This window comes from Hydrogenophaga sp. ZJX-1 (genome assembly GCF_048590325.1).
Classification (GTDB): Bacteria; Pseudomonadota; Gammaproteobacteria; order Burkholderiales; family Burkholderiaceae_C; genus Hydrogenophaga.
In genome coordinates this window covers 361,296-380,612 of record NZ_JBMBRA010000003.1, presented here as the reverse complement: position 1 = coordinate 380,612, position 19,317 = coordinate 361,296, and the positions used below count along the sequence as shown (strand labels likewise).

Here is a 19,317-nt window from a genome sequence, read left to right as displayed (position 1 = left end):
GGGCCGGGAGACCCGGACCCGCGGCATCCTCTGGCGTGACTGCCCTTCGCTTCGGAGGGCGTTTTTGAAAGCGTATTCCTTTGCGCTTTCAAAAACCCCGATCAACCGCGCCACAGAGCGTGACAGAGGAGCACAACATGGCGACCGAAGGCAACCTGCAGGCACCGACGCGGCACGCGCTCGACTGGAAGGGTCCCGACTTCTACGACGAGGAAAAATGCTTTGTCGAACTGGAGCGCATCTTCGACATCTGCCACGGTTGCCGCCGCTGTGTGAGCCTGTGCGGGGCGTTTCCCACCCTGTTCGATCTGGTCGACGAAAGTTCGACCATGGAGGTCGACGGCGTCGCCAAGCCGGACTACTGGAAGGTGGTTGACCAGTGCTACATGTGCGACCTCTGCTACATGACCAAGTGCCCGTACACGCCACCGCACGAATGGAACCTGGACTTCCCGCACACCATGCTGCGCGCCAAGGCCATCAAGTTCAAGAAGGGTGAGGTCAAGCTGGCCGAGCGCTTCCTCGCCTCCACCGACGTGCACGGCCAGTTCGCTGGCATTCCCGTCGTGGTGCAGGTGGCCAATGCCGTGAACAAGACCAAGGCCATGCGCAGCGTCATGGAAAGCGTGGCCGGGGTGGACAAAGACGCCTGGCTGCCGGAGCTCGCCACCAAAAAGTTCCGCTCCGGTACGCCGCAGGCCACGTCGTCGAACGTGGTCGATGGGGCGAAGACGCCGGGCAAGGTGGCCATCTTCTCCACCTGCTACATCAACTACAACGAGCCCGGCATCGGGCTGGATCTGCTGAAGATCCTCAACCACAACGATGTTCCGTACGTGATCGTGGAAAAGGAGAGGTGCTGCGGCATGCCCAAGCTGGAGCTGGGCGATCTGGACTCGGTGCAAGCCAGCAAGGAAGCCAACGTTCCGGTGCTGGCGAAGTACGCGAAAGACGGCTTTGCCATCCTGGCCGCGGTGCCGAGCTGCGCGCTGATGTTCAAGCAGGAAATTCCGCTCATGTTCCCGGATGACGCCGATGTGCAGCTCGTGAAGGAACACCTGTGGGACCCGTTCGAGTACCTCATGGCGCGCAAGCGCGACGGCCTCTTGAAGACCGAATTCCCGCAGCCGCTGGGCAAGGTGAGCTACCAGATCCCCTGTCACGGACGGGTGCAGAACATCGGCCGCAAGACCGAAGAAATGCTCAAGATGATTCCCGGCACCACGCTCAACACGATCGAGCGCTGCTCGGGCCACGCCGGCACCTTCGGCGTGAAGAAGGCCTACCACCAGCAGGCCATGAAAATCGGCAAGCCGGTGTTCAAGGCCATGGCCACCATGCAGGACGGCGCGAAGCCCGACTTCATCAGTTCCGACTGCCCGCTCGGCGGCCACCACATCGCACAGGGCTTTGAAGTCAATGGCCTGGGTGCGCCCGAGCTGCAGCACCCGCTGAGTCTCGTGGCTCGCGCTTATGGGCTCAAGTAAGGAACACACCATGCAACTCACCGGACACATCACCCCCGACAGCCTCATGAGCCTGGAGGCCTACAGCAAGTGGCGCAAGGCGCACAAGCCCGAGGTCATCGCCCACCGCAAGCTGCGCAGCGTGCAGCTCGGTGAGCACGTCAACCTGCAGTTCGAGAGCGAGATGACCATCCGCTACCAGATCCAGGAAATGCTGCGCATCGAGAAGATCTTTGAAGAGGAGGGCATCCAGCAGGAGATCGAGGCCTACGCGCCGCTGGTGCCGGACGGTGGCAACTGGAAGGCCACGATGATGATCGAGTACACCGACGCCAACGAGCGCAAGCGTGAACTGGCCCGCCTCATCGGTGTGGAAGACCGCATGTTCGTCGAGGTCGAGGGCCATGCCCGTGTCTACGCGATTGCCGACGAGGACCTGGACCGCGAGAACGATGAAAAGACCTCGGCCGTGCATTTTGTGCGCTTTGAGTTCACCCCCGCCATGCGCGCCGCCATCCAGGCCGGCGCAGCGGTCAAGCTCGGCTGCGACCACACCAATTACCCCGCCCACACCCAGATCCCCATGGAAGCGCTGGCCAGCCTGGCCGGTGACCTGAAATAACCGGTCGCTTTGGTCATAATCGGGCTTCCAGAGGGAAGCCCTTTTTTTGTTTTCTCCCGCTGCGTCAAAGCCAACATGCTGTTCCTCATCTCCCCCGCCAAGGCGCTCGATTTCGAAACGCCTGCCCACGTGGCCACGCACACCCAACCACTGTTCGTGAAACAGGCGGCCGAACTCATCGACGTGATGCGCGACAAGTCGCCGCAGCAGATCGCCGATCTCATGGGCTTGTCGGACCAGCTCTCGGGCCTGAATTTCGCGCGTTACCAGGCCTGGGTGCCGAAATTCACCGCGAAGAATTCCAAGCAGGCGGTGCTGGCCTTTGATGGCGATGTCTACGGCGGTCTCGACGCGAAGAGCCTGGGCGAGGCCGAACTCGACTGGCTGCAGCAGCACCTGTGCATCCTGAGCGGCCTCTACGGCGTGCTGCGTCCGCTCGACTGGATGCAGCCCTACCGGCTGGAGATGGGCACGCGCGTTGTCACGCCGAAGGGCAAGAACCTCTACCAGTTCTGGGGCAGCCAGATCGCCGACTACCTCAACCAGAGGGCCCGTGCCGACAAGAGCCCGGTGGTGATCAACCTCGCCAGCGAAGAGTATTTCAAGGTGGTGGACCGCCGTGTGCTGCAGCCGCGCGTGGTCAGCTGCGTGTTCGAAGAGCGCAAGGGCGACGGCTATCAGATCATCAGTTTTTTTGCCAAGCGCGCGCGCGGCCTGATGGTGCGCTACGCGGTGAAACACCGCGTCACGACGCCCGAGCAGCTCAAAGGCTTTGATCTGGACGGTTACCGTTTTGTCCCCGCCGCGTCCGACACCGACCGTCTGGTGTTCCGCCGCGAACAGAAGCCCTGACCCATGACGGGCGGAACCATGGTGCAAACCATCACCCCCGAACTGCGCCGCTGGATCGTGGAGCAGACCGCCGCCGGCTTTTCGCCCGAATCGGTGCTGGATGCCATGGTGAAGGTGGGCTGGCGGCAGGAGCTGGCGGCCGCTGCGCTGGAAGACAGCTTGCGCGAACACCGGCGTCAACGCGGGGATGGCCGAGGCGCCGGTGTGGCGCCAGCGGTGCCCGCGCGTTCCCAGGCCGCCGCCGCACCCCTGCCCGAGATCAGCCTGTCGCCCTCGCTGCCGTGCCTGGACGCCGGCGACCGTCAGGTCCGCGTGCTCGCGACGCTGTCGCTGCCGCGGGTGGTGGTGCTGGGCGGGCTGTTGAGCGACGAGGAGTGCGAAGCGCTCATCGATCTGGCCCGCCCGCGCCTGGCGCGCTCCCTCACAGTGCAGACCCAGACCGGGGGTGAAGAACTCAACCCCGACCGCACCAGCAACGGCATGTTTTTCACCCGCGGTGAAAGTGAGCTGGTGCGCCGCATTGAGGCGCGCATCGCCCGCCTGGTGAACTGGCCGGTGGAAAACGGCGAGGGCATGCAGGTGCTCAACTACCCCGTGGGGGCCGAATACAAACCGCACTACGACTACTTCGACCCGGCCGAGCCGGGCACGCCCACCATCCTGCAGCGCGGTGGGCAGCGCCTCGCCACGCTGGTGATGTACCTCAACGAGCCGGCCGAAGGCGGTGGCACCATCTTCCCGGACGTGGGGCTGGAGGTGGCGCCACAACGTGGCAACGCCGTGTTCTTCAGCTACGACAAGCCCAGCCCAACCACCCGCACGCTGCATGGCGGCGCGCCCGTGGCGCAGGGTGAAAAATGGGTCGCGACCAAGTGGCTGCGCGAACGCGAATTCATCTGAACCGATCTTTCATGAACCTCCCAGAACACTCCCTGCTCGGCAAGGCCTCGGCCTACATCGATCAGTACGATGCGTCGTTGCTGTTCCCTTTGCCGCGCGAAGCGAAACGCCGCGAGATCGGCATCACAGGCAGCATCCCGTTTCTGGGCGCTGACATGTGGACCGCGTTCGAGCTGAGCTGGCTGAATGCGCGCGGCAAGCCGCAGGTGGCGCTGGCGCACATCACCGTGCCTTGCGAGAGCACCCACATCGTCGAGAGCAAGTCGTTCAAGCTTTACCTCAACAGTTTCAACAACACGCGTTTCGAGAGCGCCGACGCCGTGCGCGAACGCATGCGCAATGACATCAGTGCGGCCATCTGGCACGGCGGACCGGTGCAGGCGACCGCAGGGGTGCGCCTGCTCCTGCCCGAGCTGTTCGACTGCGAGCCGGTGCGCGAACTCACCGGCCTGTCGATCGACCGCCTCGACGTCGAGTGCAGTCTGTACCAGCCCGCACCGGAGTTGCTGGGCGCCGCTTTCAACGAACAGCCGGTGACCGAGACCCTCACCAGCGACCTGCTCAAGAGCAACTGTCTGGTGACCGGGCAGCCCGACTGGGGCAGCGTGCAGATCACCTACAGCGGCCCGCAGATCGACCAGGCCGGCCTGCTTCGCTACATCGTGAGTTTCCGCAACCACAACGAGTTCCACGAGCAGTGTGTCGAGCGCATCTACATGGACATCATGGCGCGCTGCAAACCCACCAAGCTCATGGTCTATGCGCGCTACACACGCCGCGGCGGGCTCGACATCAACCCCTGGCGCAGCAGCCACCCGCAGCTGCCGCCAGCGAACGTGCGCACCGCGCGGCAGTGAGCGGGTCGCCCTCTCAGAGCATCTTCTGAATGAGCGCGCCCTTGAACAACACCGGTCCGGTCGGGCCGGTTTCGCTCGGCACGCCGCCCTTGGGCTCCAGGCTGATGGCGAGCGCCGGCACTTCGCGCACGTCGCGCTGGTCGGCCGCAAGTTGCAGCAGCTTCTCCTGACTCAGCACGCCCAGTGAACGCGGTGCCGCGCCGGGTGGCAGGGCCCAGAGTTGCAGCGACTTGTCGGCTGCTTCCTGGTAGCCGCCCACGCGCTGCAGCGTGAGCTTCTTGTTCTTCGGGTCGAAGGTCACCAGCATCGAGGCGCTGGCCTGTTCGTCGTTGAGCACGGCCACGTATTCGATCTGTGGCTGAGCGGAAAGCTTCGCCTGCAACCCGTCGATCTGCGCGCCCATCTCATCGCGCAGCCCCACCGCCGTGACCACGGCCACCACCGTGGCCAGCGCGCCGGCCACGGTGGTGCTTCGCCACAGGGCCAGGCTGCGCAGCCAGCCGCCCGGGGCGGGTTGTGCGGCAGTGCTTCGCGCTGCGGTCATCGCGGCCTGCTCGACGTCGGCGTGCACCATGTTGTGAATGCGCGTCCACACGGCAGGCGAGGGTTCGGCGGGGGTCTGCAGCTCGTTCATGCTGGCCACGCGGCTTTGCCAGATGAGCGCGGCCGCGCGCACCGGCGCCTGTTCGCGCGCCAGGGTTTCAAAGCGGCGGCGCGCGCCGCCGCGCAGCGTGCCGAGCGCGTAGGCGCTGGCCAGACGGTCCAGCAGTTCAGGGTGTTGGGGCAAGTTCATGGACAGGCTCTAATTATTTACGGTGCCGGAGCACTACCCGCACTGCACGAAGCGGTCCAACCCAGAGGCACCGCCGGGCCGGCTTTGCCGGACGGCCAGTGCCGCCCCCCTCGAGGGGGGTGACGCGAAGCGGCGCGGGGGGTCATGCAAATCCTGCCATGCAGCTGCGCAACTGGTCCAGCCCGCGGCGTATCCAGGTTTTCACCGTGCCCAGCGGCAGCCTGAGCTGTTGCGCCAGTTCGCCGTGGCTCAGGTCGCGCAGGTAGGCCAGGCTCACCACCTCGCGTTGTTTGTTCTCCAGCCGCCCCAGGCATTGGTGCAGCGCCCAGGCCTGCTGGCTGGCGAGACTGGTGTCCATGGGATTGGGGGAGGTGCCTTCGAGCGTGTCGGCCATCGCCTCGTCGATTTCATCGGTCAGGTGTTCGCGCTCGGCCTTGCGGCGGCGCAGCAGGTCCAGCGAGCGGCTGCGCACGATCAGGCCCAGCCAGGCCATGGGCGGGCTCAACGACGCGCGGTAGTCGGGTGCGGTGCGCCAGATCTGCAGAAAGGTCTCTTGCAGCGCATCTTCGGCCCACTCGTGGTTGCGCACCACCCGCAGCGCCAGGCCGTAGAGCTTGCCCGAGGTCTGGTCGTACAGCGCTTTCAGGGCGGGCTCGTCGCGCCGGGCCACGCGGTCGATCAGGGCCATGAGTTCGTCGTCGGGTTGGTCTCGCATGCGCGCATTGTGCGGGAGTGCCCGACCCGCCGTGGCCCACAGGGTCTTGAACGAGGCCAGGCCGATCATCATGGCCGCCGCCGGCGGGGCTGCACCTGGGTGGGCACGCTCAGGGCGGTCAGCGGCGTCACGTTCAGCGCGGTGGGCGCGGCTTCGACCAGCTGGTCGGTGTGCCACACGCGCAGGCGCGCCGCCCCTTCGGGCACGCCCTGCAGCGTGGCCACGCCCGCTGCGTCGGTCCTGACGGCCCAGGGCGAGTCGGTCACAAACAGGAAGCCGCGCATGGAGCCATGGATGTGGCAACCCAGCTGCAGCGGGCCGGCCTGGCCGAGCGTCACTTCGGCGCTTTCGGGTGGCTGTGCGTCGACCTTGCCGCCCAGCCGCAGTTCAAAGCCCGCGTCCGGACCGGCGCTGAGCCCGGCGAGGCCGGCGGGCAGGCCGCGCACATGGTGTTCCCAGCCGTCGAGGTTGGTGAAGCGCACGCGCGAACCCACCGGCACCAAGGTCAGCGCCGGGTCGAATCGCATCTTCTGCTGGTTGATCGTCGCCTGCACCGGCGCGGGCGCCGGCGGTTTGACGCCATTGACGGGTTCGAGCAGCACCACGGCGTCGGCCAGCGGCCGGCCATCGCGCGCGAGCAGGGTGATCTGCACCGTGGCCGCCTGCGCCGCACCCGCGAGCAGCGCGAACGCGGCAGCCACAGCGCCTGACAGGGCCCGGGCTTTCATCGCGTGTTCACCACGTCGCGGTGCATCGGCGCGAGCAGCGCAAGCAACTGGTTCTGGCGGTTGAACGGGATGCCACGCGCGTCCATGCTCAGCTGCAGCACTTCCACCAGCGCATTGAAGTGGCTGCGCGTCACGTCCATCTCGGCGTGGGCCTCTTTCATGTCGGGACCCTTGTAGACGCAGGGGCCGCCTGCAAGCTGGCAGACCTGGTCGGTCAGCTGCTTGGCCAGGTTGTCGAGCTTCGTTTCCTTGAACTGCTCGCCGATGCGGGCATCGGCCTTCAGGCGGACCACGAAGTCGTCCATCAGGGCGCGGATGCCGGCCTGTTCGCCGAAGGCCTGGTACAGCCCGGGCGAAGGCGCCACCGGGTAGGCGGAGGCGGGCGTGGCTTTCAGGGGCGCGGTCAGGCTCTGGGCCAGGGCGTGGCCGCTGCCCATGGCGAGCAGGGTGAGGGCGGTGGCAGTGATGAGGTGTTTCATGTCGGTCTTCAGGGTGTGATGGGGTGGAGGGGGCTCAAAAGGCGATCTGCGCCGAGAGGTACACGCCGGTCTGCTTCTTGTTGCCGGTGGTGGCGGGCACGATGCGGCCCAGGTCCACGTAGGCGGCGGTGAGCGAGACGTTCTTGCTCGGCGCCCAGGCGATGAAAATGTCCTTCCAGTCGTCGGCACGCAGGCCGTCGCCCAGGCCCGCGGCGGCGCCCGCACGCTGCAGCTTGTTGGGCATGGCGCGGTATTCAAAACCCACGGCCACGTTCTTGCTCAGCAGGTAGGCGACCGACAGTTCGGGCATGAGCTGATAGCCGTTGTCCGCGCCGCCCAGCCGGGCACCGAAACCGAGCAGGCCGTTCTGGTTGGCCTGGGTGGCGCGCAGGGTGCCGTTGACCAATACGCCCTGGGCGAGGAAGAGCTTGGTCGCGCTCACGTAGAAGTCCACACCGTCGCGTTTCGCGCCCAGTGCGTCGAGCGTGCCATCGAGCCCGCTGGAGCGCAGGCGTTTGGCCTGGACGCCCACGGCGATCTGCGGCATCAGCGAGTCGCTGTCGAGCACGGCGTCGCCAGCCACGCGCAGCTTGGCGCCCAGGATGTCCTGCTTCAGGTGCAGGCCCGGCAGACCGAGCAACGTGCCGGTGATGCCGGTGTCGAAATCCTGATGGCCGAAAGACAGTTCCAACCGGTCGTTGAAGCCCACCGCGACGCCCGCCGCGGTCAGGCCATGGTCCCGGGTTTCGGCGCGGCTCAGGTAGGCCGACACGCCTTTTTCACCCTCGGTGGCCTGGCTGCCGATCACGGCCCAGGGGCTGATGCCGCCGCCGGCCGCGCCTTCCACCGTGCTCACGCCGCCGGTGAGCAGCAGCTTGCCGGTGTCGGCCTGGGCCGGCGCGGCGGCGAGCAGGGCTGCCGCAGCGGCCAGGGCCAGCAGGGTGGTCGATGGGGCCTGCCGGCGGCGGGTCTCGAAGAGGTGATTCATGGGGTGGTTCATGGCGTGATTGGGGTGAGGTGGTTGCTGTGGGGCGCCGTTGCCAGCGCAGCGTCTGCGCAGCTGGCCCACCCACTACGCAACCCGGCGCCGCGTGGATTCAGCGATTTGAATCACCTCAAAAATTTGTGGGATTTCTGAATCCACCCGTTGGGGCGTTTGCGTATCCGGGGTGTCGGCAGCGCTGGTCCCACCCGATCAGCACCACCGGCCCCACGACAACCGAACCCACCCCAACTCAAGGAAACACCACCATGTCACGCATCACCACCGCATCCACCTCGCTGATCGTCGCCACCCCGTCACGCCGCTCCTTCATGGGCACCGGCGGCGCTCTCTCTGCCGTCGCCGTGGCCCTGCTCGCCGGCAAAGACGTCATGGCCGCCGGCATGAAGGGCGACATGTCCAAAGACGTCTCCATCCTCAATGTGGCGCTGGGCCTGGAACACGAAGCCATCAACGCCTACCAGCTCGGCGCCGGCAGTGGTCTGCTGCAAAAGCCGGTGCTGGATGTGGCGGTGCAGTTCCAGGGTCACCACAAGACCCACCGCGACGCGCTCATCGCCACCATCCAGAAGCTCGGCGGCAAGCCGGTGGCCGAGATGAAGCTGGAGGAATACGCCAAGGCGCTCAACGCGGCTTCGCTGAAGAGCCAGGGCGATGTGCTCGACCTCGCCGCCCGCCTGGAGCTGGGCGCGACCAATGCCTACCTGAGCGTGATCCCCGCGCTGGGCGACCGCGAACTCGCCAAGGTGGCCGCCCGCCTGGCCGCCGACGAGACCATGCACTTCACCGTGCTGAACAGCGCGCTGGGCCGCTCGCTGCCGCCAGGCGCGCTGTCGTTCGGCGCCTGATTCGCGTGTCTGTCCGGGCCAGGGTCATTTGGGCCGGCCCGGCTTCTTTGCTGCCCCATCCGTTCTTCTTTTCAACCGCAACGAGGAGTTTTTCCATGTTCGTCAAAACCACCCTGGCCGCCACCGCAGCCCTCGCCCTCACTGCCTGCGCCTCCAACATGAGCGCGCCCGCGCCCATGGTGTATTCGCAGGCCAGCCTGCCTGCCGCTGTGCAGGTGCCCGCCGGGCACAAGGTCGCCATGGAAACCGTGGGCGTGGGCCAGATCACCTACGAGTGCCGCGCCGACAAAGACATGGCCGGCAAATTCGCTTGGGTGTTCGCTGGCCCCGACGCCAAACTCATGAGCCGCAAGGGCCAGCAGGTCGGCAAGTACTACGGCCCGCCCGCCACCTGGGAAGCCATGGACGGTTCAAAAATCACGGGCAAGCAGCTGGCGGTGGCGCCCGGTGGTGCGGGCAACATCCCGCTGCAGTTTGTGCAGGCGAACCCGGCCATGGGCACGGGCGCGATGAGCGGCGTGACCTACATCCAGCGCGTGAAGACGCAGGGTGGCGTGGCGCCGGCCATGGCCTGCGACGCGGCCACGATGGGCAGCAAGCAGATCGTGAACTACCAGGCCGACTACATCTTCTGGCGGCCCGTGTAACACCCCCCGCGCCACTTCGCGTCACCCCTCCAGGGGGGGGCACTGGCCGTCTGGCGGAGCCAGCCCGGCGATGCCTCTGGGTTGACGCTGCTTCTTGCGCAGAGGTGTTGCTCCGACGGCATGGGGAACTCAGGTTCCTTCAGGCGGCGCGCTCGAAACCTTCCAGCAGGTTCACCGCGTTGGTGCCCACAGCGTCCACCGCATAACCGCCTTCAAACGTGAACACCGTGGGAAGGCCTGCGCCCGCCAGCGCCTCGCCCACGGCAAAGTAGTCGTTGCTCCGCAAGGTGAAGCCAGAGATCGGGTCGCCCTCAAAGGTGTCCAGCCCCATGGGCACCACCAGCGCGTCGGCGTTGAATGCGGCCATCGCGTCCAGCGCCTGGCCGAGCGCCGCGCGCCAGGTGGTGAAGTTCGTGCCGCGCGGCAGCGGCAGGTTGAGGTTGAAGCCTTCGCCCGCGCCGGCACCGCGCTCGTCCGCATGGCCGAGGAAGAAGGGGTACTCGGTGGCCGGGTCGCCGTGGATCGACACCGTGAGCACGTCCGCGCGTTCGTAGAAGATGGTCTGCGTGCCGTTGCCGTGATGGTAGTCCACGTCCAGCACCGCCACGCGCTGCTTGCCGCCGTCGCGCAGGGCCTGCGCCGCGATGGCCGCGTTGTTCAAGAAGCAGTAACCGCCGAAGAAGTCCGGCCCCGCGTGGTGGCCGGGCGGGCGGGTGAGTGCGAACGCGCTGCGCGCGCCGCCCAGCACCTCGCGCACCGCCGCCAGCGCGCAGGCCGCGCCACCGCGCGCCGCCGCCCAGGTGCCCGCCATCAGCGGCGAACCCGAGTCGAACGAAAACAGGCCCAGGCGCGCCGCGAAATTCTGCGGCAACACGTCGGTGCGGAAGGCGTGGCGGTTGCCGAGTGGCCAGACCGAGGGCAGGGCGTCGCGCAACGCGTTCGCCGGGTCCATGGCGACCCACTCGTCCCAGGCGCCGGCCAGGAAAGCGGTGTAGCGCGCGCTGTGCACGCGGGCAATCGCGGCGTCCAGTTCGGCGTCGTCCAGCGCGGGCGCCTCCAGCGCGCCCAGCGGCCGGCGCTGCAGCTCGGTCAAGACAAAGTCCAGCCGCGCGGGCACCTCGTGGCAGGGCACCATGCGGCCCCGGAACATCTCTTCGCGCCCTTGGTGCAGAGCGTGGTGGGCGTTGTGCAAGGTTTTCATCTCCGGCAGTTTCGCATGCGGTCCCCGCACGCGACGCTGTCGCACAAGCGTGGCCGCGAATTCCCAGGGCGGTGAAACGCTGATATTGTGTCCAAATGAAACATACGTCAGCGTGAACGCCACGGACCGGGCGATGAAGCCCGCCAGGACTGGGTGTGTCCGCGCGTGAGTGGAAGGATGGGGTCGAAAGCAGGGATGAGTCCCAGCCGGCTGCCAGCGGAGCCTGACGTCTTCATGGGTTCTTTTCTGCCATGAATTCCCAATCTGAACGTTTCTTCAAAGAACTTTTTCATGAACATCAGGTTGCTCCAGAATTGTATATTTCCCAGTCAACTCATTTCAGTGCAACCCGGGTTTGAGGCATTTGATTATCGATCAAACCCCAGGCCCGAACTGCGTGAATTTCAGATATTCGAACATCTGTTTGTCAATGAGATGTACAACACGGCAGAGGTGTTTGGTGCGGTGTCGAGTCGCTTCCATGCCAAGACCCTGCTGAGGGGTCCGGAGTTGAAGAGGTGGATTGAAAGTACACCCGGATACGAGGTCTATTATGTCAATCCGTGGCCACAATGGAGCTATGCGAATTTCAATAGCCATGTGCGCGCCCGCATCATTCATGGCGGTAACGAGTTCCTGCTGAATTCACAGAAGGTTCTGGACCTTGCGCGGGTGCCGCTCGACTTTCTGAGTCCCGGACGCCAGCACAACAAGAACTATGGAATGAGCAGTTACTGGTTTGGAACTCCCAAATTCTGGCGAAAATTCATGCAGGAGCTGGTATTTCCGGTGACCCGCCTGACCGCATCCGAATTGGGGAGTGCCTTGCACGATTTTCTGTATCGGCCGCTTGCCTACCACGGAAAATCCATTCATCGTGCCGGTGCATTGCCATTTCTGCTGGAGCGCGCCACCAACTTGTATTTGCAGGCGCAATTTGCCGATGAAGTGGCCTACTATCCCCGGAGCAGGGCGCAAATACTGGCCAGCTGTTTGTTTCCCTTTGAACGCGACCTGATCGAACTCGCCGGGGATCAGGTGGATGCGTGGGACGAGGCTGGCGTTTACGACCGTGACGCCATGGACTATTTTGAGAATGCGACGCTTCACGTGTCCGCGGGATGGCTGTCCTACATGGGCCGTCACCAGGTCGATTTTGACCATGGTGATCCCCGTCCCCATCTCCCCTGGTTTGCGCGGGAGAACACGGCCAGGACAGATTTCCGGAGGCTTGAGTCGCTGGAGGCCCAAACATGATCACCATCCACGAACCATTGTGGCTTGCCGGGCAGCGTCTGACAGAGAGTGCGTTTTTGCCCTTGCCCATTCTGGACAACTCCAGCGTGACTTGGCGGGAGTTTCGGATACTGGTGGATTTTTTTCGCCGAGGTGATCACCTGAAATCCAAGATGACGGGTATTTTTTCACCCAAGTTCAAACACAAAACCAGGGTGTCAGGCTCTGCATTTATTGAGTTTGTAAAACAACACAGCGATGCGGATGTTTGCATGATCAATCCGTTTCCCATGTTGCCCTATTATTCCTACAATGTCTGGATGCAAGGTGAGGCCACCCACCCGGGGTTGGTGAAAAGGGCGCAGGCTTTGCTCGACGCTGCGGGCATTGGCTGGAACCTTTCATTGACACCTCGTCAAAACCATCGGACCCTTCTCTATTCAAATTTCTGGGTCGCAACCCCGGCGTTCTGGACCTCGTATGTCGGCGGTGTTTTGAATCCGATCGCCTGTTTTCTGGAGGCTCATCCGGATTCGGATGTGGCGCGTTCAGTCCTGCAGGAAACCGATTATCTGGTCACAGCTCCATTTTTGCCGTTCATCATTGAAAGACTTTTCAGCACCTATTTGTCGCTGCATCCCGAAATTCGGGCTGTGCCTTATCCGATGAATGAAAAATCGATCATTGACTCCTGTCTGACCGATTTTCAGAGAACCATTGTTGCGCACATGATGCCGCAGGTGGACGAGGCCGATTCTCGCGAGTCCTTCCCCGAGGAATTGATTGAGACACAGCGCCTCTTTTGCAGTCTTTCGAAAAAGTACAACGATGTGTATTTTTCGGTGAACAAACATCCGTATTTGATCGACGTGCCTGTGGAGCAATAATCCGGTTGCCGTCGATGCCGGAGCCAACCGATTCGGGTGTCGATGGCCTTTTCGCTAGCTGGCCTCTCAAGGAGCATCCATGTCATCCGGAAAAATCCTCGTCGCCCAGGGCGGCGGCCCGACCGCGGTCATCAACCAGTCGCTCGTGGGCGTGGCGCTGGAGGCGCGGCGCTTCCAGAACGTGAAGCTGGTCTACGGCGCGCGCCACGGCGTGCGCGGCATCGTCGATGAAAACTTCGTGGATCTCACGCAGGAGACCAGTCACAACCTCGAAGCCGTGGCGCGCACGCCGGCCTCGGCGCTGGGCTCCACGCGCGACAAGCCCGACCTGAAGTACTGCCAGGAGATCTTCAAGGTGCTCAAGGCCCACGAGATCGAGCACTTCTTCTACATCGGTGGCAACGACTCGTCGGACACCGTGCGCATCGTGAGCGAAGAGGCGCGCAAGGCCAACTACCCGCTACGCTCCATCCACATCCCGAAGACGATCGACAACGACCTGGTAGGCAACGACCACACGCCCGGCTTTCCCTCGGCGGCGCGCTTCGTGGCGCAGGCCTTTGCCGGCGCCAACCTCGACAATGCCTCGTTGCCCGGCGTCTACGTGGGCGTGGTGATGGGGCGGCACGCGGGCTTCCTGACGGCCGCGTCGGCGCTGGGCAAGAAGTTTCCGGACGACGGCCCGCACCTGATCTACGTGCCCGAACGCGTGTTCGAGATCCCGAAGTTCCTGGCCGACGTGAAGGCCATGTACGAGCGCCACGGGCGATGTGTGATCGCGGTGAGCGAGGGCATTCACGATGCGTCGGGCCAGCCCATCATCACCCAGCTGGCCAAGGACATTGAGAAGGACGCACACGGCAACGTGCAGCTCTCGGGCACCGGTGCGCTGGCCGATCTGCTGTGCGAGGAGATCAAGGCCAGGCTCGGCATCAAGCGCGTGCGTGGCGACACCTTCGGCTACCTGCAGCGCAGCTTCATCGGCTGCGTGTCCGACGTGGACCAGCGCGAGGCGCGCGAGGTGGGCGAGAAGGCGGTGCAGTTCGCCATGTGGGGCCAGGTGGACGGCTCGGTGGCGATCAAGCGAACCGGCTTCTACTCGGCCGACTACGAGCTGCTGCCGCTGGAAGCGGTGGCCGGCAAGACGCGCACCATGGAAGACGAGTTCATCACCGCCAGCGGCACGGATGTGACCGACGCCTTCCGCCTCTACCTGCGCCCGCTGCTCGGCTCGGACATGCCCGACGCCTACCGCCTGCGTTACAACCCGGTGGCCAAGGTGCTGAACCAGGGCTGACGGCCGGGATCTGGCGGACGCTGGCTGTCGCGCCGATTGGGGCTTGGTCTCTTGTGAACGGCGGCGGGGGCTGATAGTCTGTTGTCCAGCCGAAGCACCGCCAGCGCGGCTGGTGCGTGGCGCACGTCCTGCCCTCTGTGACCCTGTTGTCAGAAAGCGAGCGAACCGTGAAATCTGCCATCCTCCCCACCTTCCGTTTCCCCCAGGGCACCTGCATCGCCCAGGCGCAGCCCCACATGGGCGTGCCCGTGACGCTGAGTTCTCCCGGGCGAGCGGTCATGACCGATCTCACCCATGTGCGCGCCGCCACCATCGCGCCCGACATGGGTCTGAACGAGGCGCGCCAGACCATGATCCACCAAGGGGTGCGCCTGTTGTTCGTGGTCAGCGAGATCCCCTGGATGGACGGGCTCATCACCTCGACGGATCTGGAGGGTGAACGCCCGATGCAGGTGATCAACCAGCGCGGCATCCGCTACGAAGACCTGACGGTGGCCGATGTGATGTCGCCCTTGGGCCAGCTGGACGCGATCGATCTCGACGACCTTGCGCACGCCACCGTCGGCAAGGTGGTGGCCACGCTCAAACACGTGGGCCGTCGCCACATGCTGGTGGTGCAGAAGGGCGAGAACGGTCAAGGGCCGCGGGTGCGCGGTGTGTTCTCGCAAACCCAGATCGAGCGCCAGCTGGGCAAGTCCATCGACGTGATTGAAACGGCGGGCAATTTCGCCGAAATCCGGGTGTCGCTGGCGGCCTGAAAGCGCGCGGGCCAGCCGTCGCGGGCCTCAGCCCAGCGCCTTGAACGACTGCAGCGCCGAGAGCGGCGTGAAGCTGCCGGCGCGTTTTTCCTTCATGGCGGTGATGGACTCGCGCACGTGCGCGTTGCTCCAGATCGCGCCCTGCAGCCAGCCCATCTGGCGCAGGCTGTCTTCCACCGAGTGGTCGCGCGCGTAGTTCACGGCCTGCTTGGTGCCCCAGATCGCGATCGGTGGCTTGCTGGCGATTTCTTTCGCGCATTGCAGCGCGGCGGCGAGCATGGCTTCGGGCGTATCGAACACCTCGTTCACCAATCCGTAAGCCAATGCGCGCTGCGCCGGCAGGCGGCGGCCGGTGTAGGCCATCTCTTTCACCACGGCGAACGGGATCAGCTTGGGCAGGCGCTGCAGCGTGCCCACGTCGGCCACCATGCCGATGTTGATTTCCTGGATGCAGAAGAAGGCGTCGGCCGTGGCGTAGCGGATGCAGGCGGCCGTGACCATGTCCACCGCGCCGCCGATGCAGCCACCCTGGATGGCGCAGATCACCGGTATGCGCAGGGCCTCGATCTTGGTGAACGTGGCCTGCATGTCGCTCAGCAGGTCAAAGATGGCGGCGCGGCCTTCGGGACTCTGGTCGTCCATGGCGATGGCGCCGCTGAAGGTTTCCAGCGCCATGCCGGCGCTGAAGTGTTTGCCGGTGCTGCTGATGACGAGCGCGCGTGCTGTGCCTTCGGTGTGGAGTTGCGTCAGCACCTCGTCCAGCTCGCGCCAGAAGGTGGGGTGCATGGTGTTCATGGCCTCGGGGCGGTTGAGCACCAGATGGGCCACGTGGTCGTCAGTCGAGCTCAGGGAAAAGCAGGTCGGTGTGTTCATCGGAGGCCTTGTCTCTGGCGGTTCGGGTGGAATGGCTTTCACTGTAGCCCGAGGCTTGTTCGCCCTCTGTCCCGGGCTTGACCAGCTTGCCCACACGCACACCCAGCAGGCGGATGCGGCGGCTCAGGTCCACGCGCTTCAGGCACAGGCCCGCCTGGCGGCGGATGGTGGCGGCGTCGGCGGTGAATTGATCGATGGTCACGTCGCGTGTCACGCTCTGGAAGTTGTCGTAGCGCAGCTTGATGCCAATGGTCTTGCCCGCGTAGCCCTTGCGCTGCAGGTCGTCGGCCACCTGCTCGCACAGCCGCGTGAACACCGCGCCCAGCTCGGCGCGGTCGCGCACCGCGTGCAGGTCACGCTCGAAGGTGGTTTCGCGGCTCATGCTCACCGGCTCGCTCTCGGTCACCACCGGGCGGTCGTCGCGGCCCCAGCTCACTTCGTGCAGCCAGGCGCCGTAGCTTTTGCCGAAGTGTTCGATCAGCCAGCCGGGCTCGCGCGCCGCGAGGTCGCCGATGGTGTGGATGCCGTGGCCCTGCAGCTTTTCATCGGCTTTGGGGCCGACGCCGTTGACCTTGCGGCAGGGCAGCGGCCAGATCTTCGCCTGCAGATCCTCGGGCCAGACGACGCTGATGCCGTTGGGCTTGTTGAATTCGCTCGCCATCTTGGCGATGAGCTTGTTGGGTGCCACGCCGATGGAGCAGGTGATGCCGGTCGCCTGGAAGATGCTTTTCTGGATCAGCCGCGCCAGCACGCGCCCGCCCTCGCGCTGGCCGCCGGGCACGTGGGTGAAGTCGATGTAGACCTCGTCGACGCCGCGGTCCTCCATCACCGGCGCGATCTCCAGGATGGTGCTCTTGAACAGGCGCGAGATGCGGCGCACCTCGTCGAAGTCCACCGGCAGCAGGATCGCCTGCGGGCACAGCTTGGCCGCCTTCATCAGCCCCATGGCCGAGCCCACGCCGAACTGGCGCGCCGGGTAGGTGGCGGTGGTGATGACGCCGCGCCCGGTGTAGCCGGAGAGGCGGGGGAAAAATTCGAGCGGAATGCGGCTCAGGTCGCCATCGGACCAGTCGCGTTCCGGGTAGGCCTCGCGCAGGCGGGCCAGCACGTCGTCCTCGCGCCGCCGCCCGCCGCCGATCACCACCGGCAGGCCTTTGAGCTGCGGGTAGCGCAGCAGCTCCACCGACGCAAAAAACGCGTCCATGTCCAGGTGCGCGATGCGCCGGGGCAGGGGGGCGGTCGGGTGGGCGGGAGCGGTCACGGCGCCAAGCATAGCGCTGTGGCGGTGCAGCGCTGCGGGCTAAGATGGCCGGCCAGGGCAGCGCCGTCGCGCTGCCGTATTCCGGGAGCACCAACATGAACACACTGTCCCGCCTGATCGCCGCCCTGCTCGTGGGCGCGGGCATCGCCGTCGCCGGGTTTTCGGTGAGCCAGGGCCTGGAGCGCTTCCGCATGTCGGACCGCTCGGTCACCGTCAAAGGCCTGGCCGAGAAGGATGTGGAGAGCGACTTCGCCATCTGGACGCTGAGCTTTCGACGCGCCGGCAACGAGTTCGGCACCGTGCAGCAGGCGCTGGCCGCCGACCGCGAAAAGGTGCTGGCCTTTTTGAAGGAGCGCGGATTCACCGACGCCGAACTCGAAGCCCGGCCGCTGCAGGTGCAGGACCTGATGGCGCGCGACTACGCGCAGGGCAATGTGCCGTTCCGTTTCAACGGCAGCGGCCAGGTGCTGGTGAAGACGAGCCGGGTGGCGGATGTGGCCAGCGCCGCGCTGGCGGTGGACCCGCTGATCCAGGGCGGCATCCAGCTCGGGGGCGACGGCGAAGGCGCCAGCGGCCCGCGCTACCAGCTGCGCGGCTTCAACGACATCAAGGCCCCTCTGCTCGCGGAAGCCACGCGCAACGCCCGCGAGCAGGCCGACAAGTTCGCCGCCGAAGCCGGCGCCAGCCTCGGCCCGCTGAAGAACGCCAACCAGGGCGCGATCCGCATCACCGGCACCGACGGCAACGACTTCGATGACGGCAGCTCGCGCAGCAAGCGGCTGCGCGTGGTGAGCACGTTCGAATACGAGCTGGAGTGAGTCACCCCCGCCGCGCTTCGCGCGACCCCCTCAAAGGGGGCAACCCGATGCGGCCCGGCAAAGCCGGTTCCGCCGGGTTCTCGGTTCGGGCATGTCGCGCCGGAGATGCCTTGGGCTGCACCGCTTCATGTGTCGGGGTGGTGCTCCGGAGCCTGGAAATCTGAGGTGATCGGTCGCAGGCAGGTTACGCCGGGTTGAATAGGCTCAGCCGGTGGGGCCTGCATCGGTGGCAGGCATCTCTGCCTTCACCGCGTCGCCGTCCATGTCTCCGGGAATGCCGGACCAGTTTTCCCAGCCCGGGCCGAAGGTTTCGATCGGGTGCTGGGTGCGTTCCGAGCCGTTGCCGCACAGCAGGGCATCGGCGGCGCAGAAGCGGTCGCAACCCCAGCAGTTGCGCTCCGGGTGGGGCGGGTTGACGGGGAAGCGTTTGGCCAAGGGGCGGATCAGATCGACTTCACCACCAGCCAGCCCTTGAACAGCCAGGGCAGGCTGGGGCCGGTGCCGGCGGGCACGCCGCCTTTGTTCTCGGCGCTCACGGCCAGCTCGGTCACACCTTGAAGATCAGCCTCTTTCACCGGCATCTGCAGCGTCTTGTATTTGCTTTCGATGACACCGAGCGAACGCGGTGCGGCATCGCCCACGATGGCCCAGACCTGCATGCTGTCTTCACGGCCTTCTTTCACATCGTTGAGCCGCTGCAGCAGCAGGGCACCCTCCTTGGGGTTGTAGGTGGCGAGCATGGCGGGCTTTTGCTGGTTGTCCAGCAACAAGGCCACCTGGCGGATCTGCGGCACCTCGACCAGCCGGGCCTGTGCGTGCTGGATCTGCGCCTGCAGCTGCGTCAGCATGCTGCTGTGGGCAGCCCAGCCGATCAGCAGCACGAGCAGCAAGAAAATGGCCAGTGCGCGCCACCAGGGGCTGACGCGGCGGTCGGAAATTTCGGTGAAGTTGATGGATGTCATGGCTGGAGCGGTTTTCTTTTCCCATTCAAGTGAAGCGGGATTACCATCGGCCCCTTTTCGGGAGCTTCAGGCACGGCGCATTCTCCCACGCACCCCCCGTCAGACGACTTCGCT

The 19,317-nt window shown here is 65.3% G+C and carries 22 protein-coding genes; 12 read left to right on the top strand and 10 right to left on the bottom strand.

What is annotated here, in order from left to right:
* Positions 1 to 137 precede the first annotated feature (137 nt).
* The 5 genes from ACN5W5_RS10610 to queF all read left to right on the top strand — a co-directional run bounded on the left by ACN5W5_RS10610 (position 138) and on the right by queF (position 4,697).
* On the top strand, positions 138 to 1,487 hold the full coding sequence (locus ACN5W5_RS10610; protein WP_420048498.1) for a (Fe-S)-binding protein: 1,350 nt from the start codon (positions 138 to 140) through the stop codon (positions 1,485 to 1,487).
* A 10-nt stretch (positions 1,488 to 1,497) separates the two neighbouring features.
* A complete protein-coding gene (locus ACN5W5_RS10605) occupies positions 1,498 to 2,088 on the top strand; it encodes a DUF3501 family protein (RefSeq protein WP_420048497.1) in 591 nt (196 codons plus the stop codon).
* A gap of 75 nt (positions 2,089 to 2,163) precedes the next feature.
* The gene (yaaA, locus tag ACN5W5_RS10600; protein ID WP_420048496.1) at positions 2,164 to 2,940 is read left to right on the top strand and encodes a peroxide stress protein YaaA; all 777 of its coding nucleotides are present in this window, start codon (positions 2,164 to 2,166) and stop codon (positions 2,938 to 2,940) included.
* Positions 2,941 to 2,943: 3 nt separating this feature from the next.
* Positions 2,944 to 3,840 (top strand): 2OG-Fe(II) oxygenase, encoded by an 897-nt coding sequence (locus ACN5W5_RS10595; protein WP_420048495.1) that lies wholly within the window; start codon positions 2,944 to 2,946, stop codon positions 3,838 to 3,840.
* Positions 3,841 to 3,851: 11 nt separating this feature from the next.
* Positions 3,852 to 4,697 (top strand): NADPH-dependent 7-cyano-7-deazaguanine reductase QueF, encoded by an 846-nt coding sequence (gene queF / locus ACN5W5_RS10590; RefSeq protein ID WP_420048494.1) that lies wholly within the window; start codon positions 3,852 to 3,854, stop codon positions 4,695 to 4,697.
* A gap of 13 nt (positions 4,698 to 4,710) precedes the next feature.
* Here the strand turns inward: queF and ACN5W5_RS10585 are convergent, their stop codons facing one another.
* From ACN5W5_RS10585 to ACN5W5_RS10565, 5 genes are all read right to left on the bottom strand, one after another.
* Positions 4,711 to 5,490, bottom strand: a complete 780-nt coding sequence (locus ACN5W5_RS10585; protein ID WP_420048493.1) for an anti-sigma factor — start codon at positions 5,488 to 5,490, stop codon at positions 4,711 to 4,713.
* A gap of 142 nt (positions 5,491 to 5,632) precedes the next feature.
* Entirely contained in the window at positions 5,633 to 6,205 is a 573-nt protein-coding gene (locus ACN5W5_RS10580; protein WP_420048739.1) for a sigma-70 family RNA polymerase sigma factor, read from the bottom strand.
* Positions 6,206 to 6,273: 68 nt separating this feature from the next.
* Positions 6,274 to 6,933: a cupredoxin domain-containing protein gene (locus ACN5W5_RS10575; protein ID WP_420048492.1), complete on the bottom strand. Its 660-nt coding sequence runs from the start codon at positions 6,931 to 6,933 to the stop codon at positions 6,274 to 6,276.
* Positions 6,930 to 7,412 carry a group I truncated hemoglobin gene (locus ACN5W5_RS10570; protein WP_420048491.1) on the bottom strand — a complete coding sequence of 161 codons (483 nt, stop codon included), beginning with the start codon at positions 7,410 to 7,412 and terminating at the stop codon, positions 6,930 to 6,932. The genes ACN5W5_RS10575 and ACN5W5_RS10570 overlap by 4 nt, the downstream gene beginning before the upstream one ends.
* Before the next feature lie 34 nt (positions 7,413 to 7,446).
* The gene (locus tag ACN5W5_RS10565) at positions 7,447 to 8,400 is read right to left on the bottom strand and encodes a DUF3034 family protein (RefSeq protein WP_420048490.1); all 954 of its coding nucleotides are present in this window, start codon (positions 8,398 to 8,400) and stop codon (positions 7,447 to 7,449) included.
* Between the two features lie 263 nt (positions 8,401 to 8,663).
* Between ACN5W5_RS10565 and ACN5W5_RS10560 the strand changes: the two genes are divergently transcribed.
* Positions 8,664 to 9,263 carry a ferritin-like domain-containing protein gene (locus ACN5W5_RS10560; RefSeq protein WP_420048489.1) on the top strand — a complete coding sequence of 200 codons (600 nt, stop codon included), beginning with the start codon at positions 8,664 to 8,666 and terminating at the stop codon, positions 9,261 to 9,263.
* Between the two features lie 95 nt (positions 9,264 to 9,358).
* Complete coding sequence (locus ACN5W5_RS10555; RefSeq protein WP_420048488.1) at positions 9,359 to 9,910, top strand: DUF3455 domain-containing protein; 552 nt, start codon at positions 9,359 to 9,361, stop codon at positions 9,908 to 9,910.
* A 139-nt stretch (positions 9,911 to 10,049) separates the two neighbouring features.
* On the opposite strand, the gene ACN5W5_RS10550 is transcribed toward ACN5W5_RS10555, so the two are convergent.
* Positions 10,050 to 11,111 carry a histone deacetylase family protein gene (locus tag ACN5W5_RS10550; RefSeq protein ID WP_420048487.1) on the bottom strand — a complete coding sequence of 354 codons (1,062 nt, stop codon included), beginning with the start codon at positions 11,109 to 11,111 and terminating at the stop codon, positions 10,050 to 10,052.
* Between the two features lie 291 nt (positions 11,112 to 11,402).
* Here ACN5W5_RS10550 and ACN5W5_RS10545 point away from each other — a divergent pair, with 291 nt between their 5' ends.
* The 4 genes from ACN5W5_RS10545 (at position 11,403) to ACN5W5_RS10530 (ending at position 15,289) form a co-directional block, all read left to right on the top strand.
* On the top strand, positions 11,403 to 12,368 hold the full coding sequence (locus ACN5W5_RS10545) for a hypothetical protein (protein ID WP_420048486.1): 966 nt from the start codon (positions 11,403 to 11,405) through the stop codon (positions 12,366 to 12,368).
* Entirely contained in the window at positions 12,365 to 13,234 is an 870-nt protein-coding gene (locus ACN5W5_RS10540) for a hypothetical protein (RefSeq protein ID WP_420048485.1), read from the top strand. The genes ACN5W5_RS10545 and ACN5W5_RS10540 overlap by 4 nt, the downstream gene beginning before the upstream one ends.
* Before the next feature lie 79 nt (positions 13,235 to 13,313).
* Positions 13,314 to 14,531 (top strand): 6-phosphofructokinase, encoded by a 1,218-nt coding sequence (locus ACN5W5_RS10535; protein WP_420048484.1) that lies wholly within the window; start codon positions 13,314 to 13,316, stop codon positions 14,529 to 14,531.
* Between the two features lie 167 nt (positions 14,532 to 14,698).
* Positions 14,699 to 15,289 carry a hypothetical protein gene (locus ACN5W5_RS10530; protein ID WP_420048483.1) on the top strand — a complete coding sequence of 197 codons (591 nt, stop codon included), beginning with the start codon at positions 14,699 to 14,701 and terminating at the stop codon, positions 15,287 to 15,289.
* 27 nt (positions 15,290 to 15,316) lie between these two features.
* Here the strand turns inward: ACN5W5_RS10530 and ACN5W5_RS10525 are convergent, their stop codons facing one another.
* Entirely contained in the window at positions 15,317 to 16,162 is an 846-nt protein-coding gene (locus ACN5W5_RS10525; RefSeq protein ID WP_420048482.1) for an enoyl-CoA hydratase-related protein, read from the bottom strand.
* Complete coding sequence (locus ACN5W5_RS10520; RefSeq protein ID WP_420048481.1) at positions 16,125 to 17,435, bottom strand: Y-family DNA polymerase; 1,311 nt, start codon at positions 17,433 to 17,435, stop codon at positions 16,125 to 16,127. Before ACN5W5_RS10520 ends, ACN5W5_RS10525 begins: the two co-directional genes overlap by 38 nt.
* 83 nt (positions 17,436 to 17,518) lie before the next feature.
* On the opposite strand from ACN5W5_RS10520, the gene ACN5W5_RS10515 reads away from it, so the two are divergent.
* Entirely contained in the window at positions 17,519 to 18,241 is a 723-nt protein-coding gene (locus tag ACN5W5_RS10515) for an SIMPL domain-containing protein (RefSeq protein ID WP_420048480.1), read from the top strand.
* A gap of 204 nt (positions 18,242 to 18,445) precedes the next feature.
* Here the strand turns inward: ACN5W5_RS10515 and ACN5W5_RS10510 are convergent, their stop codons facing one another.
* Together ACN5W5_RS10510 and ACN5W5_RS10505 are read right to left on the bottom strand one after the other, a co-directional pair.
* Positions 18,446 to 18,676 carry a DUF3079 domain-containing protein gene (locus ACN5W5_RS10510; protein WP_177133546.1) on the bottom strand — a complete coding sequence of 77 codons (231 nt, stop codon included), beginning with the start codon at positions 18,674 to 18,676 and terminating at the stop codon, positions 18,446 to 18,448.
* Positions 18,677 to 18,684: 8 nt separating this feature from the next.
* A complete protein-coding gene (locus tag ACN5W5_RS10505; RefSeq protein WP_420048479.1) occupies positions 18,685 to 19,203 on the bottom strand; it encodes an anti-sigma factor domain-containing protein in 519 nt (172 codons plus the stop codon).
* Between the last annotated feature and the right edge of the window lie 114 nt (positions 19,204 to 19,317).

Bases quoted from the DNA above. Each gene is read 5' to 3' on its own strand.
- ACN5W5_RS10610 (WP_420048498.1), top strand. From the start codon at position 138: ATGGCGACCGAAGGCAACCTGCAGGCACCGACGCGGCACGCGCTCGAC.
- ACN5W5_RS10605 (WP_420048497.1), top strand. From the start codon at position 1,498: ATGCAACTCACCGGACACATCACCCCCGACAGCCTCATGAGCCTGGAG.
- yaaA (WP_420048496.1), top strand. From the start codon at position 2,164: ATGCTGTTCCTCATCTCCCCCGCCAAGGCGCTCGATTTCGAAACGCCT.
- ACN5W5_RS10595 (WP_420048495.1), top strand. From the start codon at position 2,944: ATGACGGGCGGAACCATGGTGCAAACCATCACCCCCGAACTGCGCCGC.
- queF (WP_420048494.1), top strand. From the start codon at position 3,852: ATGAACCTCCCAGAACACTCCCTGCTCGGCAAGGCCTCGGCCTACATC.
- ACN5W5_RS10585 (WP_420048493.1), bottom strand. From the start codon at position 5,490: ATGAACTTGCCCCAACACCCTGAACTGCTGGACCGTCTGGCCAGCGCC.
- ACN5W5_RS10580 (WP_420048739.1), bottom strand. From the start codon at position 6,205: ATGCGAGACCAACCCGACGACGAACTCATGGCCCTGATCGACCGCGTG.
- ACN5W5_RS10575 (WP_420048492.1), bottom strand. From the start codon at position 6,933: ATGAAAGCCCGGGCCCTGTCAGGCGCTGTGGCTGCCGCGTTCGCGCTG.
- ACN5W5_RS10570 (WP_420048491.1), bottom strand. From the start codon at position 7,412: ATGAAACACCTCATCACTGCCACCGCCCTCACCCTGCTCGCCATGGGC.
- ACN5W5_RS10565 (WP_420048490.1), bottom strand. From the start codon at position 8,400: ATGAATCACCTCTTCGAGACCCGCCGCCGGCAGGCCCCATCGACCACC.
- ACN5W5_RS10560 (WP_420048489.1), top strand. From the start codon at position 8,664: ATGTCACGCATCACCACCGCATCCACCTCGCTGATCGTCGCCACCCCG.
- ACN5W5_RS10555 (WP_420048488.1), top strand. From the start codon at position 9,359: ATGTTCGTCAAAACCACCCTGGCCGCCACCGCAGCCCTCGCCCTCACT.
- ACN5W5_RS10550 (WP_420048487.1), bottom strand. From the start codon at position 11,111: ATGAAAACCTTGCACAACGCCCACCACGCTCTGCACCAAGGGCGCGAA.
- ACN5W5_RS10545 (WP_420048486.1), top strand. From the start codon at position 11,403: ATGAACATCAGGTTGCTCCAGAATTGTATATTTCCCAGTCAACTCATT.
- ACN5W5_RS10540 (WP_420048485.1), top strand. From the start codon at position 12,365: ATGATCACCATCCACGAACCATTGTGGCTTGCCGGGCAGCGTCTGACA.
- ACN5W5_RS10535 (WP_420048484.1), top strand. From the start codon at position 13,314: ATGTCATCCGGAAAAATCCTCGTCGCCCAGGGCGGCGGCCCGACCGCG.
- ACN5W5_RS10525 (WP_420048482.1), bottom strand. From the start codon at position 16,162: ATGAACACACCGACCTGCTTTTCCCTGAGCTCGACTGACGACCACGTG.
- ACN5W5_RS10520 (WP_420048481.1), bottom strand. From the start codon at position 17,435: ATGCTTGGCGCCGTGACCGCTCCCGCCCACCCGACCGCCCCCCTGCCC.
- ACN5W5_RS10515 (WP_420048480.1), top strand. From the start codon at position 17,519: ATGAACACACTGTCCCGCCTGATCGCCGCCCTGCTCGTGGGCGCGGGC.
- ACN5W5_RS10505 (WP_420048479.1), bottom strand. From the start codon at position 19,203: ATGACATCCATCAACTTCACCGAAATTTCCGACCGCCGCGTCAGCCCC.